Below are 14,375 nucleotides of genomic sequence, written 5' to 3'. Positions count from 1 at the left end.
CCGAGTGGGGCTACTCGACGCAGATCGGAGTGGGGGAGGGGACGGGGTCGGTCGGCGTGGGTAGCGTGCCCGGCATGGGAGTCGATGACCGCGATCCCGAGCACCGCGCCGCACAGGATGCCCTCTCGCGGTTCTCGCCGCCGGTGCGGGAGTGGTTCACCTCCACCTTCCGCGCGCCGACAGCACCCCAGGTCACCGGGTGGCCGGCCATCGCCGACGGCGACCACACACTGATCCTCGCCCCGACGGGGACCGGCAAGACCCTGTCGGCCTTCCTGTGGGCGCTCGACCGACTCGCCGTCGACCCCGTTCCCGACGACGAACAGCAACGCACGCGGGTGCTCTACCTCTCGCCGTTGCGCGCCCTCGCCGTCGACGTCGAGAAGAACCTTCGAGCGCCGCTGAAGGGGATCGGTTTCGCCGCGCAGCGCGCAGGGTCGACGGTCCACACCCCGACCGTCGGCATCCGCACGGGCGACACACCGACGCAGGAACGTCGTCAGCTGATCCGCCACCCGCCCGACATCTTGATCACCACGCCCGAGTCGCTCTACCTGATGCTCACCTCGAAGGCGCGCGAGACACTGGCCAACGTCCAGCACGTGATCATCGACGAGATCCACGCGATGGCCGGCACCAAGCGTGGTGCCCACCTGATGCTCTCGCTCGAACGGCTCGAGGAGCTCACCCCCCGCCCACCTCAGCGCATCGCGCTGTCGGCCACGCAGCGTCCGCTCGACGAGATCGCCCGGTTCCTCGGCGGCGCGACCGTCGATGCCGACGGCGCGGTCGTTCCTCGATCCGTCACCGTCGTCGACGCCGGGGCCCGCAAGGAGCTCGACATCGAGGTCGTCGTCCCGATCGACGACATGGGTGCACTCGGCGAGCGGATCGAAGCCCCCATCGACGGTCCGGCGGCGGCATCGCCGGGCCGGCGCAGCATCTGGCCGTCGATCCACCCCCGGCTGCTCGAGCTCGTCGAGACGCACCACTCGACCCTGATCTTCGCCAATGCCCGACGACTGAGCGAGCGTCTCGCCACACGGCTCAACGAGCTGTCACTCGAGAAGGCGGCGCTCGGCGAGGGTCTGACGCTGCCGTCTCCGCCGGTGATCGTGGGCGCGGGCGACGAGCAGACGGGCACCAGCGCCGTGGAGGGCGAGGAACTGGTCAAGGCCCATCACGGGTCGCTCTCGCGGGAGCGACGGCTGCAGATCGAGGATGAGCTGAAACGCGGCGATCTCAAGGGCCTCGTCGCGACCTCGTCGCTCGAGCTCGGCATCGACATGGGCGCGGTGGATCTGGTCATCCAGGTCGCCAGTCCCGGATCGGTCGCATCGGGCATGCAGCGCATCGGTCGGGCCGGCCACCAGGTCGGCGAGCCGAGCCGCGGCAAGATCTTCCCGAAGCATCGCGCCGATCTGCTCGAGGCCGCCGTCGTCGTCGATCGCATGCACCAGGGACTCATCGAGGAGACCCACTACCCGCGCAACCCGCTCGACGTGCTCGCCCAGCAGATCGTCGCCATGTGCGCGATGGACGACTGGGACGTCGTCGAACTCGCGGCACTCGTTCGCCGCAGTGCGAACTTCAACGACCTGTCCGACGAGGTGCTCGGCAACGTGCTCGACCTGCTGTCGGGCACCTATCCCTCCGAGGAGTTCTCCGAGCTGCGACCCCGCATCGTCTATGACCGCGTCGCCGGGACGGTTCGCGGTCGGGCCGGCTCCCAGCGACTCGCCGTCACCAACGCCGGCACCATCCCCGACCGCGGACTGTTCGGCGTGTTCCTGCCCGACGGCACTCGGGTGGGGGAGCTCGACGAGGAAATGGTCTACGAGAGTCGGGTGGGGGAGACGTTCCTGCTCGGTGCATCGACCTGGCGCATCGAGGACATCACCTTCGAGCGGGTCATCGTCACCCCTGCCCCCGGCCAGCCCGGAAAGATGCCGTTCTGGCACGGTGATGGCCCTGGCCGTCCACTGGAGCTCGGGCGGGCCATCGGCGCGTTCGTTCGCGAGATCCGCGACGACCCCGACCCGATGTCGCGTCTGCGGGAGCGCCACGGGCTCGACGAGTTGGCCGCCCAGAACCTGATCGCCTACCTCGCCGAGCAGTTCGAAGTCGCCGGTGCAGTGCCCGATGATCGAACGATCGTGGTCGAGCGGTTCCGCGACGAGATCGGCGATTGGCGGGTCTGCATCCTCACCCCGTTCGGTGCCCAGGTCCACGCGCCGTGGGGGATGGCGCTCCAGGCCCGCCTCGGGGCCGAATGGGGCGCCGATGTCGAGCTCATGTGGAGCGACGACGGCATCGTGATGCGGCTCCCCGAGGCGATGGACCGGCTCCCGGTCGACGAACTTCTCTTCGATCCCGACGAGATCGACGACCTGATCATCGCCCGTCTCCCGGAGACCTCGATGTTCGCCTCGCGGTTTCGCGAGTGTTCGGCCCGGGCGTTGCTGCTGCCCCGACGTCGGCCCGATCAGCGCACCCCGTTGTGGCAGCAGCGCCAGCGGGCTGCGGATCTCCTGTCGGTCGCCGTGAAGTACCCGTCGTTCCCGATGCTGCTCGAAGCCACGCGGGAGTGCGTCAACGACGTCTTCGACGTGCCCGCGCTGCGCCAGGTGATGACCGAGCTGCGGAGCCGCAAGATCCGTATCGTGCCGGTCGAGACCCCCAAGGCGTCGCCGTTCGCCCAATCGCTGCTGTTCTCGTGGATCGCCGTCTACATGTACGAGGGCGACGCACCGATCGCCGAGCGCCGCGCCGCGGCCCTCGCCCTCGATCGCGATCTGCTGCGTGATCTCCTCGGCGCCGAGGAACTGCGCGAGCTGCTGTCGGCCGACGTGCTGGCCGATGTGGAGCTCGAACTCCAATGCCTCGTCGACGGACGCAAGGCCCGTGATCGCGACGAACTCCACGATCTGCTGCGCACGCTGGGGCCGCTCTCGATGCTCGACCTCGAGGCGCGAACGGTCGACGACGCCGACGTGGTCGCCTGGACCCGTCAGCTCGTCGAGGAGCGCCGCGTCATCGAGGTGCGCATCGCCGACGGCGCACGGGTGGCCGCCTCCGATGATGCGGCCCGGCTCCGCGACGCCCTCGGCGTCGCGCTGCCGGTCGGCCTCCCTGCGGTGTTCACCGATCCGGTCGACGATCCGCTCGGCGATCTGTGTCGACGCTACGCCCGGACACACGGACCGTTCCTGGCTCGCGACATCGCCCGATGGCTCGGGATCGCCGTCGACCGGGTGACCGTCGCCCTCGATCGTCTGCTGACCGAGGGGCGGGTCGTGCGGGGCGAGTTCCGACCCGGAGGGATCGAACGGGAGTACTGCGACGACGACGTGCTCCGCCAGCTCCGACGTCGGTCGTTGGCCGAGCTGCGTCACGAGATCGAGCCGGTCGAGGCCGACGCGCTCGCCCGCTTCCTTCCCGCGTGGCAGGGCGTCGGCAGCCGTCGCCGCGGCATCGACGGGTTGGCCGAGGTACTGGCCCAACTCCAGGGCGCACCGATCGCCGCCTCCGTGATCGAAACCGACGTCCTTCCCGCCCGCCTCGGCGGGTTCCAGCCGAGCGACCTCGACACCCTGTGCACGACCGGCGAGGTCGTCTGGGTGGGCGCCGGTGCCATCGGCGCCACGGACGGTCGTGTGCGGCTGCTGTTTCGCGACCAGGTCGGGCTCCTCGCCCCACCGGCCGATGATCCGCCCCTCGATCCGGTCCACGAGGCGATTCGCTCCCACCTCGTCAGCCGCGGCGCGTCCTTCTGGCCCGAGATCGTGGGCGCGGTGGCCGCCGCCGAACTGCCCTACGACGACCCGTCGGTGCTCGCCGCTCTGTGGGACCTGGTGTGGGCGGGCGAGGTCACCAACGACACGCTGGCACCGCTGCGTGCGTTGGTTGCCGGTGCGGCGGGGAAGCCCGGTGCGAAGGCGACGGCGCGTCGGCGCCGACCCCGACCCGGAGGGCTCACCCGGCTCGGTCCGCCCGCCGCGGCCGGACGATGGTCGCTGGTGGCGCCGCTGCGTCTGCCAGTCCCGACCCCCACCGAGATGGCCCACGCCCGCGCCCATCAGCTCCTCGACCGCTATGGCGTGCTGACCCGCGAGGCCGCGCTGGGCGAAGGCCACGAGGGCGGGTTCGCCGGTGTCTATCCGCTGCTCAAGGCGCTCGAGGAACGCGGCGAAGTACGTCGCGGTTATTTCGTCGCCGGTCTCGGCGCGGCCCAGTTCGCCCTTCCCGGAGCTGTCGATCGGTTGCGCGCTGTCCGTGCCTGCGATGCCGACGGCGAACCCATCGTCCTCGCGGCCACCGACCCCGCACAGCCCTACGGTGCGGCGCTCGCCTGGCCCGAGACGGCGGGGCGACCGGTGCGGGCCGCCGGCGCCCACGTGGTGCTGCACGACGGACGCCCACTCGTCGAGCTCGAGCGCGGTGGGCGTTCGCTGATCACCTTCCCGGGGGCCGACGAAGGGCCGGCGTGGATCACGGCGATCCAGGAACTCGTCAAGAACGGTCGCCTCGCCAAGCTCGAGATCAGCAAGGTCGACGGCGAACCGATCCGGGAGACCCCGTGGGCGGCCCGGCTCGAATCAGCCGGGTTCTCCGCCGGCTACCGGGGAATGACGTTCCGGGGCTGAGCGGACGCCGCCGCGGCGCGCTTCGGTCAGAGCCGTTGGATGTTGGCGCCGGCGAGCTTGCCGCGGGTGTCGAGCACGGCGGACGCCAGCGAGAAGTCGGCCCGGTCGAGAATCAACGCGTGGGGCTGGAGGAGGACCGTGATGTCGGCGTCGGCCATGGCCGTATTCACCTCGTCGTGCTGGGGGAGGTCGGTCCCGTCGACATCGAACCGTTCGACGTGGGGATCGAAGAACGACACGTCGGCGCCCATGGCGAGGAGCCGTCGGGCCAGGGGTCGGGCCGGGGTCTCCCGTTCGTCGGAGATGTCGGACTTGTAGGTGACGCCGAGCAGGAGCACCTTCGAGCCGTTGACCGGCTTGCGATGCTCGTTGAGGAGGTGCTGGATGCGGGCGGCGACATAGGCCGGCATGCGACCGGAGACCTCCTGCGCGAGCTCGACGAAGCGGAACTGATAGCCGAGCGAGCGCACGGCGTAGGAGAGATAGTTCGGGTCGATCGGGATGCAGTGGCCGCCGACGCCCGGGCCCGGGTAGAAGGCCTGGAAGCCGAACGGCTTGGTCTTCGCCGCGTCGATCGCGGCCCACAGGTCGATCCCCAGATCGTGGCTGAAGATCGCCATCTCGTTGACCAGCGCGATGTTGACGTGGCGGTAGGTGTTCTCGAGGAGCTTCGCCATCTCCGCTTCGCGGGTGCCGGCGGTGGGAACCACCGTGTCGACGACCCGCGAGTAGAGCGCGACGGCCCGTTCGGTGCATGCGGGGGTGAAGCCGCCGACCACCTTCGGGGTGTTGCGCAGACCGAAGGTCGGGTTACCGGGATCGATGCGTTCGGGGGAGTAGGCCAGCGAGAAGTCGACACCGGCGGTCAGCCCGCTGCCCGCTTCGAGGATCGGGCGAACGATGTCGTCGGTGGTGCCGGGATAGGTGGTCGACTCGAGCACGACGAGCGTGCCCGGGGTCAGGTTGGCGGCGATCGTGGCCGACGACGCCTCGACGGCGCCGAGATCGGGAGTGGTGTCGTCGCGCAGCGGCGTGGGCACGCAGATGACGATGGCCGCCGCCTGGGCGAGCACGGTCGCATCATCGGTGGCTCGAAAGCCCCCCTCGATCATCTCGGCGATGTCGTCGTCGCTGAGGTCGTCGATGTGGGAGGTCCCGGCGGCGAGTCCGTCGAGCGTGCGGGTCGACACGTCGTAGCCCGCGACCGACAGGCCCGACCGCACTGCTTCCTGCGCGAGCGGCATGCCGACATAGCCGAGGCCGACGACGACGAGATCAAGATTCGACATGGAGAGGCTTTCCGTGGGGGTACAGACCCACGATTCTACGACATCGCCCCGGCTTGGCGGCGTTCCGTCGCTCTTCGGACGGCAGAACGCTCGGGCTACAGTGGCCGACTCCCCACCTCGATCGACCGCATGTCCCCACGAGTCCCTCCACAGGTCACCACCGACACCGGAATCATCGCCGCGTCGGGGGCCCACGGTGCCCGCATCGCGGCGCGACTCGCCTCGATGATCGGTGCTGCGACGGGTGCGTTGGCCGACTCGGGATCGACGGTGGCCGACTTGCTCGCCGAACTCGGCGTGCCCACCGTGCCGCTCGATCCGTCGCAGCCCTGGCGGGCCGGCGTGCTACCCGTGGTGGAGGTCGACGCCGCCGGGCTCCCCGAGTGGACCGACGACTGCCCGTACGGCGCGGGACTCCTGATCGTCGCCGAGTTCGACCCCGAGGGCGGCAGTCGCGGCGTTCGCAGGCGCGGGCCGCTCACTGTCTCGGCACTGACCGCCCTGCTCGATTCGTTGCCCGGAACGGTCGTCGAGGCAGCCGTGGTGCCGTGGTCGGGGCGGGCCCCGTCGGTGGTGCTGAGGGTCGTCGGTGGCGAGAGCGCGGAGGGGGCCGATGCCGACGTCGGCGCGGCGATCGAGTCCGCCGTGGTCCGAGAGATCGACCGTCTCGTGGCGTTGTGCGAAGAGGCCGACGAGACGCTGGGACGGCGCTCCGGACGCGACGTCGCCGGTGAGGACATCGCAGTGATCCGCGCGATGAGCGGCGCGGCGTGTGCCCGCGGGTGGTCCCAGTACTCGCTGCACGCCCCCTCGCGGTCGGGACTGACCATGCGGGCGTTGCGGCGAGCACCTCGGCGGCCGGTCGCGTTGCGGCGTGTTCCGGGGCAGGTGGCGCGGGGCTTGCTGCGCCGCGGGCGCAAGGATCGACTGGTGGTCGATCCGGCTCCGCCGGCGGCGCTGGCGAACGCCCGTGCCGCCGCCGCATCGGGTGACGTGCGAGACGCCGCGGCGGCGCTCACCTTCTCGGTCGTGGCGTTGGTCCACGACGAATCCGAGGTGGACGATCTGGAACACCAGATCGACGGTCTTCGTCGACCACCCGAACGGGTCGTCGTCCTCCACGCCGACGAGGCGGACGGGGGCTGGGACCTCGCGACCGCGCTGGCGACGGTCGACACCGACCTGGTTGCGGTGTGGCCGGCCGGCGTGCAGGTGCACGACGGCGTGCTCCTCGATCTGACCGTTTCGATGCTCGAATCGACGAGTCGATTCGTCGCCGCGCCGGTGACACTGACGCACCTCACCGAACTCGGCCTCGACCTACAGAGGGTCCAGAGCCTCGAGGTCGGCTACTTCGCGCCGTTGGAGGACGGCATCGTCCTGGCGGCGGCCGCCGATGTCGGCCGGTTCACCCCGGCCGGTCGGGATCGTCCCGTGATCCGGCTCTACGATGCCGCCCGGGCCTCGGGCGCGACGACCTTCGTCTCGCCCGACGTCGGCGTCGCCCGGCATCTCGGCGAGATGTCGGAGGCGAACGCGAAGGCGTATCACGACGCGTTCGGTCGCCTCGACGAGATCGTCGACGAGGAGAGTTCGGGCGATACCGGCCGACTCCCCGTGTCGGACGACGAACTCGTGCAAACCTTGGTTCGGCGACGCGACGAGCTGAGGGACCGATGTGCACGGCTCGGTGCCGGAAGTGCCACAGACGTGCGCCGCGTGCGCGCCATGCTCGATCCCGAGGTTTCGGTGGCGCTCGCCCTCGATTGGCTGACCGGCGAGTTCACGCCCTCGCGTGATCCGTTCGTGCTTCGGGCGCCCGGTCGGTTGGAGGCGGCGCTGGCCGAGCTCTTCTCGGAATCACCCCGACTGCGCGACTAATGAGCGGTCGATCGGACCGGTCACCCGCAGCGAGACCCTGATCGCCTCGATGCGCTGCCGGGTGTACGCCTCGTAGTCCGCATCGGTCGGGAACCAGCGCGCCGACGCATCACGGGGCGGGATGTACTCGAACGTGAGGCCTCGGGAACGGAGTCCGAGGAAGTCGGGTCGGTCGAGGAGGAGAACCTTGTGTACCGGCGAGGGTCCCGCGGCGATCCGTTCGGCGATCTCGTCGAGGCGTTCGGCCGAGATGCCCCGGAGGTCGACGAGCGTGACCGGGCCGTCGCCGCCCAACCCGAGCGAGGGGGGTGGGAGTCGCCGCGCCCGCTGGGCCTTCACCTGGTGGACGCCGCGCTGGAGCAGGCGCCCCATCCCGGCCGGGAGCACCCGCTGCAGGGTGCGATAGATCGACTCGAGGAATGCGATCACAGCGCCGCCCAGAGTCGGAGGGCGGCCGCCGCGGCGGCCGCTCCGTCGGCGGGCGGAAGGTGGCGCATCCCTTCGCGGAGACGGCGCTGTTCGGCCGGGTCGGCGAGCTGATCGATCACCGATTCGAGTGGCGTCGGGTCGCCTTCCGACCATTGCAGGCCGACGCCCGCCTCGGCGGCGTAGCGCGCCCGCGCCGATTGGTCGTCCATCTTCGTGTGGAGGTTCGGGATGAACAGCGTGGGCAACCCGAGCGCGAGCGCCTCGTGGAAGGAGTTGTAGCCCGACGCCATGAACGAGAGGTCGAACGCGTCGGTGTAGGCGGCCAACGGGTAGCGGCGGACTCGGATGACATCGCCCGGGAGCTCGACCGGGTCGCGCACGAGGACACTCTCGGCCACCGCCACCTGGATGTCGTGGCGCCGGAGCGCGTCGAGCACCCGTCCGCTCAGCGAGGCGACATCGTTGATCTGCCCGGCGCCGAGCTGGACGAGCGCCGCCGGACGATCGGGGTCGAGGCCCAGTTCGGCACGGGCCGCTGCACGGGGGATCACCGAGTCCTTCGTGCCGAAGGTGACCGGCCCGACCCGAAGCGCCTCGAAGCGGCGCGTCGCGGTCAGCCCATGGTCGTAGTCCGCCGCGAACTCCCCCGGCTCGATGATGAGCGGGAAGAGATTCGACCGACTGATCGCGGCATGCCCGGCGTCGGCCCTCCACATGCCCCGTCGGAACCACACCCACTGCCGATCGGGGTGATCGGCGATCGCCTTGCAGAGGCCCATGTAGGGATGGGGTCCGTCGAAGACGATCGCCGTCGGCTGGTAGAAGTCGATGAGTCCACCCAACCGCGCCGCGTAGAAGTCGTTCCACTCGGTGCCGTCGACGGTGCCGTACTCCGACGATCGGACGAACTCGGTGTGGAAGCCCTGAGCGACGGGAATCGCAGCCGCCTGCGACAGCGTGAACACGACGACGTCGGTGTGGGCTTCGAGGGCGCGGCCGACCGCCATCATCCGGGAGAGGTGGCCGAGGCCCACGCCGTTGGCCGTGCACAGCAGCACGCATGGCCGATCCATGCGGGTGAGGTTAGGTGGTGCAGTCGGCGATCTCGTATGCGGGATACGGAACCCCCGTCGGCAACCAGCAGGGCAGCGTCGTGAGCGGTGTCGTGATCGATGCCCATGCGCTCACCAAGGGAAACCCGCACGCCGCCGCGGTCGCGTCGTCGAGGGCCGACACGAGTGCGGAGAACTCGCTGAAGTCCGGGGGGTTGATCGTCGCGTTCACGAACTCGTCGATCTGGGACCGGATGTCGCCATCGAGACCGGCGGCGGCTCGTTCGAGAGCATCGAAGTCGGCGATGGTGCCGTTCGGCAGGGGAGCGGTTCGGAAGAGCGACGTGAGGGTGCGGCATTCCGTCGAAGAGTTGGCCCGCACCACCTCGGGCCCGGGCGCCTCGTCGGGGTCGGTGCGGTCGATCATGATCAATCGGGGGGTTCCGGCCGGGTCCCATCGTCCGTCGACCGCGGTGACGATCTCGTCGGTGACGCAGTCGATCGCGAGGTGATCGCCGTCGTCGCTCCAGCACGGCAGGAAATCGGGGCGCCCCTCGGTCGTGCATCGTCCGGGCGTGCCCGGCGCGGTGTAGGCCGCGATCGGGATCTCCATCTCGAAGTGGCACTCGGGGAAGCCGCTGGTGGCGTAGAGCGCGCTGAAGGCGGGGAGCCCGCAGGCCGTGCTCGTCGCGTCGTCGATCGCGTGACTTGCGAGCACCATCAGGTCGTGCGTCTGCACGGCACGCTGTCGGTCCGAGAGGGTCGGGTCGTCGTCGAGTGCACCGATGTCGTTCAGCAGTGGCAGGGCCGCGGTTGCGCCGGTGACGGCGGCCAGGCGGGCGAGTTCCTCGAGCGTGCCATCGAGGGTCGTCTCGTCGGCATGGGATCCGAGGGCGAGGGTGCGGATGTCGCTGCAGACGCCGTCGGTCGGTTGCTCGACCTCGTTCGTGGGGGTCACCCGGTGGACGGCCCAGGCATCGGGGGGCTCGGGCGACGCGCACGACGCGCCGAGCAGCAACACCACGAGTAAGAGCCTCCACTTCATGGTGCACCAATCGGCGGCGCCGGTCCGGTTTGTAGTCATCGGAGCGTCTATCGTGACCGGATGAACGACGAGATCTTCGCCGGCGCCGAGGCGCTGACATTCGATGACTTGCTCGTGGTCCCCGGGTGGAGTGAGGTGCTGCCCTCCGAGGTCGACACCACCACCTCCCTCGCGGGGATCGAACTGCGGGTCCCGCTCATGTCCGCGGCAATGGACACCGTCACCGAAGCGCCGCTCGCCATCGCCATCGCGCGAGCGGGCGGGCTCGGTGTCCTCCATCGCAACCTGACGGTGGAGGAGCAGGCCGACGAGGTCGACCGTGTCAAGCGGGCCCAGGCCGGGATGATCTCCTCGCCGATCAGCCTGCCCCCGACCGCGACCCTCGACGACGCGGAAGCGCTGATGGGTCGGCACAAGATCAGTGGCGTGCCGATCTGCGACACCGACGGGCACCTCGTCGGCATCCTCACGAACCGCGACATCCGATTCTGCACGGCGGACGAGTACGCCAGGCCCGTCTCGGAGTTCATGACGGCGTCGCCGCTGGTCACGGCGCCTGTGGGCACCGAGTTCGAAGCCGCCGTCGCGATCCTCCACAAGCACCGCATCGAGAAGCTGCCGCTCGTCGACGACGAGGGCCGTCTCGCCGGCCTCATCACGGTGAAAGACATCACCAAGCGGATCGAGAACCCCTACTCGACGCTCGATGCCGACGGTCGGCTCCGGGTCGCAGCGGCGATCGGGGTCACCGACACCGCCGAGCGCACCGAGGCGCTCGAGGCGGCCGGCGTCGACATGCTCGTCATCGACACCGCCCACGGCCACACCCAGGGCGTGGTCGACGCAGTAAGGACCATCAAGAAGGGGTGGCCCGATCTCCCGGTGGTCGGCGGCAACGTCGTGACCCGTGAAGGGGTCGAGGCGCTCGTCGACGCGGGAGCCGACGTCATCAAGATCGGCGTGGGCGCCGGCAGCATCTGCACCACCCGGGTGGTCGCCGGTGCGGGCATGCCCCAGATGAGCGCCATCCACGAGTGCGCGACGGCGGCCCGCGAACTCGGCGTGCCGATCATCGCCGACGGCGGCGTGGTGACCTCCGGCGACATCGTGAAGGCCTTCGTCGCCGGTGCCGATTGCGTGATGCTCGGCAACCTGCTCGCCGGCGTCGACGAGGCCCCCGGCGATCTCGAACTCGTCGACGGAGCGATGTGGAAGACCTATCGCGGCATGGGCTCCGCGGGCGCCATGCGCGGCCGGGCGACCGACCGCTACGGCACCGGCCAGTCCCCGGGCAAGCATGTCGCCGAGGGCGTCGAGGCCCGCGTCCGATACGCCGGTCCGATGGCCGAACTCATCGCCCAGCTCGTGGGCGGTCTGCGCTCGGGCATGGGCTATGCAGGCGCCGCCGATCTCGACGATCTGCGCCAGCGCACGCGTCTCGTGCGCATCACCGGCGCGGGCTTGCGCGAGAGCCACCCGCACGACGTCGCCGTCCTGCGCGACGAGTAGGGGCCTGCTCGCCGTGGTGAAGATCGCGATCGCCCGAGCCGCGACGCGTGCGACGAGTCGCCTCCCGAAGCGGCTCCTGCGAAAGCTCGCCGGCCCGCCCGTCTCGATCGACGGCAACACCATGGATCTCCAGATCCAGGTGTTCGCCGCGGCTGCGGCCAAGCAGAAGATGGGCGACCCGACGGTTGCCTCGATCCGGGAGGGATTCGACGCCCTGACCGGGATCGGCCAGCACGATCCGGTCGACGCCGTGTCGATCCACGACCGCACCATCCCCGGCCCCGGCGGCGACCTGCCGGTTCGCATCTATCACCCGCCGTCGACCTCCGGGGCGGCGCCGGCGATCGTCTGGTACCACCAGGGCGGGTTCGTCATCGGCGGGCTCGAGTCCGACCATGCGTTGTGCTCGACGCTGGCCGACCGGTGCGGCGCCGTCGTCGTGTCGATCGACTATCGGCTCGCCCCCGAGCACCCGTTTCCCGCGTTCATCGACGACGGCGTGGCCGCCCACGAGTGGGTGCTCGCTCACGCCGAGGGCCTCGGTATCGACCCGGCCCGCGTCGCGGTGGCCGGCACATCGGCGGGTGCGACGTTGGCCGCGGTCGTGTGCCAGCAGGCCCGGCTGCGGGGCAAGCCGCAACCGATCGCCCAGATCCTCGTCTACCCGGGGATCGACATGACCGCGACCGGTGGCAGTCGCGACAGTTGCGCCGACACCTTTCCGCTGTCGGCCGCGACGCTCGCGTTCTTCGCCCAGGCCTCGCTGCCCGATCCCTCGGCGGCCCACGACGTGCGGGCCAGTCCCGGCCTCGCCGAGGAACTGTGGGGGCTCGCCCCGGCCGTCGTCGTCACGGCCGGTTTCGATCCCTTGCGCGACGAGGGGAACCGCTACGCCGTCGAACTGGGGAAGGCGGGTGTCTCGGTGATCCATCGTCTCGAGTCCTCGCTCACCCATTCCTTCACCGTGTTCGGTGGCATCAGCAAGGAAGCCCGTCGGGCGGTCGATCGACTCGCCGACGACGTGGCCGCCGTGCTCGGCGTCGACTGAGGTGCCCGAGGGCGACACGCTGTTCAACGTGGCCCTCCGGCTCCGCCCGGCCCTGGAGTCCCGTGAACTCGTCGCCGTCTCGTTGCCGCGCCTGCGTGGGATGGAACGGCTCCGGCCCGGCGATGTCGTCTCACGGGTGGCGAGTCGGGGCAAGTACCTGGAGATCGAGGTCGAGCGGGGGCTGATCCTGCGGTCGCACCTGCGCATGACGGGGAGCTGGGAGCTCTACGACCGGGGAGCTCGATGGCGACAGCCCCGCCATCTCGCCCGAGCCGTGCTGGAGACCGAGGCGTCGACGGCGGTGTGCTTCGCGGCCCCGGTGGTGGAGATCGGGCGCCGCGGCGACGGAGGCCTCGACCATCTCGGCCCCGATCTCTGTGTCGATCCGGTCGACATCGACGAGATCCTCCGGCGGGTCGAGGCGTGGGCCGATCCGCGAGCGGAGATCGCCGACGTGCTCCTCGATCAACGGCTCGCCGCCGGCATCGGCAACGTCTACAAGTGCGAGGCGTTGTTCGCCTGTGGTGTCGATCCGTTCACCCCGCTCGCCGACTTGTCGAGGCAGACCATGCGGCAGCTCTACGAGACCGCCGCGACACAGCTCCAGGCGAACCTCGGTCGCGATCGACGCGCGACCTTCGGCGATGGGCTCGCGGTCTACGGGCGACACCGCCAGGGTTGCCGCGTCTGCCGGTCGGGGATCCGGTCGATGGCGCAGGGCGGGCAGGGCCGCCGGACGTGGTGGTGCCCGACCTGTCAGCCGGCGCCGGCCTGACGGTCGGCCGCGATGCGCTCGCCGCCGTGGACATAGCGATGGAGCTTGGCGACGGCGAACCCGGCGTGGAGGTTGACGAGGCGGGTCGTGACGGCATGGATCCGCGCGATCTCTGCCGGGTCGACTCCTTCGCTGAGGCTGTGCAGCACCTCACGCTCGGTCGGGGTCAGCGTCGGCGGTGGATGGATCGGGTCGGCGGCCCGACGGGCCCATGCGTCGATGTCGTGCATCACTCGCCCGGCCATGCGGGGGAGGAGGACCGACTCGCCCCTGGCGACCTCGCACACCGTGCGGGTCATCGTCTCGTCGTCGGCCCCGAGCAGAACGGCTCCCGATGCCCCCGCGACGAGGGTGGTGTAGGCCCGTTCGTCGTCGAACGGCGTGGCCAGGACCGCCCGCGTGGCGGGAGCCCATTCGCGGACTCGCCGGCAGACGGCCCGTGCGTCGGCGTCGTCGATGCGCACGTCGAGCAGGATGATGTCGGGAAGTTCGGTGAGCACGGTGTTGATGGCATCGTTCCCGGTGGCGACGTGGCCCACGATCGTGAGCTCGCGGTCCGGGACGCGGAGTGGGTCGGTGCGCGCGGGATCTCCGGCAACGAGCACAGTGACGATGTGGTCGTCGGTCGAGCCGATGCCCCGCGGGTTGGTGCTCATCGATGTCCTGTCGGCCGCATGGGCGGCGAACTGAGGTCGGCGTGG

General features: G+C 70.3%; 10 protein-coding genes. 5 read left to right on the top strand and 5 right to left on the bottom strand.

Annotated features, from left to right (window positions below; genetic code table 11):
• Window positions 1-74 precede the first annotated feature (74 nt).
• Window positions 75-4,646, top strand: a complete 4,572-nt coding sequence (locus tag R2707_15010; protein ID MEZ5246409.1) for a DEAD/DEAH box helicase — start codon at window positions 75-77, stop codon at window positions 4,644-4,646.
• 26 nt (window positions 4,647-4,672) lie between these two features.
• On the opposite strand, the gene R2707_15005 is transcribed toward R2707_15010, so the two are convergent.
• Entirely contained in the window at window positions 4,673-5,935 is a 1,263-nt protein-coding gene (locus tag R2707_15005) for a nucleotide sugar dehydrogenase (GenBank protein ID MEZ5246408.1), read from the bottom strand.
• Window positions 5,936-6,064: 129 nt separating this feature from the next.
• Here R2707_15005 and R2707_15000 point away from each other — a divergent pair, with 129 nt between their 5' ends.
• A complete protein-coding gene (locus R2707_15000; protein ID MEZ5246407.1) occupies window positions 6,065-7,816 on the top strand; it encodes a hypothetical protein in 1,752 nt (583 codons plus the stop codon).
• Here R2707_15000 and R2707_14995 read toward each other — a convergent pair.
• Genes R2707_14995 through R2707_14985 form a run of 3 tightly spaced genes read right to left on the bottom strand, consistent with a single transcriptional unit; the run spans window position 7,796 to window position 10,342 of the window.
• Complete coding sequence (locus R2707_14995; GenBank protein MEZ5246406.1) at window positions 7,796-8,245, bottom strand: hypothetical protein; 450 nt, start codon at window positions 8,243-8,245, stop codon at window positions 7,796-7,798. The two genes, R2707_15000 and R2707_14995, sit on opposite strands and share 21 nt — an antisense overlap.
• Window positions 8,242-9,318 (bottom strand): glycosyltransferase, encoded by a 1,077-nt coding sequence (locus tag R2707_14990; GenBank protein ID MEZ5246405.1) that lies wholly within the window; start codon window positions 9,316-9,318, stop codon window positions 8,242-8,244. The genes R2707_14995 and R2707_14990 overlap by 4 nt, the downstream gene beginning before the upstream one ends.
• Window positions 9,319-9,328: 10 nt before the next feature.
• The gene (locus R2707_14985) at window positions 9,329-10,342 is read right to left on the bottom strand and encodes a hypothetical protein (GenBank protein ID MEZ5246404.1); all 1,014 of its coding nucleotides are present in this window, start codon (window positions 10,340-10,342) and stop codon (window positions 9,329-9,331) included.
• Between the two features lie 60 nt (window positions 10,343-10,402).
• Here R2707_14985 and guaB point away from each other — a divergent pair, with 60 nt between their 5' ends.
• The 3 genes from guaB to R2707_14970 are packed head-to-tail and all read left to right on the top strand — an operon-like array spanning window position 10,403 to window position 13,674.
• On the top strand, window positions 10,403-11,851 hold the full coding sequence (guaB, locus tag R2707_14980; GenBank protein ID MEZ5246403.1) for an IMP dehydrogenase: 1,449 nt from the start codon (window positions 10,403-10,405) through the stop codon (window positions 11,849-11,851).
• Window positions 11,852-11,864: 13 nt separating this feature from the next.
• Window positions 11,865-12,899 carry an alpha/beta hydrolase gene (locus R2707_14975; GenBank protein ID MEZ5246402.1) on the top strand — a complete coding sequence of 345 codons (1,035 nt, stop codon included), beginning with the start codon at window positions 11,865-11,867 and terminating at the stop codon, window positions 12,897-12,899.
• Window positions 12,823-13,674 carry a DNA-formamidopyrimidine glycosylase family protein gene (locus R2707_14970; GenBank protein ID MEZ5246401.1) on the top strand — a complete coding sequence of 284 codons (852 nt, stop codon included), beginning with the start codon at window positions 12,823-12,825 and terminating at the stop codon, window positions 13,672-13,674. Before R2707_14975 ends, R2707_14970 begins: the two co-directional genes overlap by 77 nt.
• On the opposite strand, the gene R2707_14965 is transcribed toward R2707_14970, so the two are convergent.
• Window positions 13,656-14,330, bottom strand: a complete 675-nt coding sequence (locus R2707_14965; GenBank protein MEZ5246400.1) for a response regulator transcription factor — start codon at window positions 14,328-14,330, stop codon at window positions 13,656-13,658. The two genes, R2707_14970 and R2707_14965, sit on opposite strands and share 19 nt — an antisense overlap.
• Window positions 14,331-14,375: the final 45 nt, after the last annotated feature.

It is taken from the genome of Acidimicrobiales bacterium (assembly GCA_041394245.1).
Classification (GTDB): Bacteria; Actinomycetota; Acidimicrobiia; order Acidimicrobiales; family Aldehydirespiratoraceae; genus JAJRXC01.
This window is presented reverse-complemented; position numbering and strand designations above follow the sequence as displayed.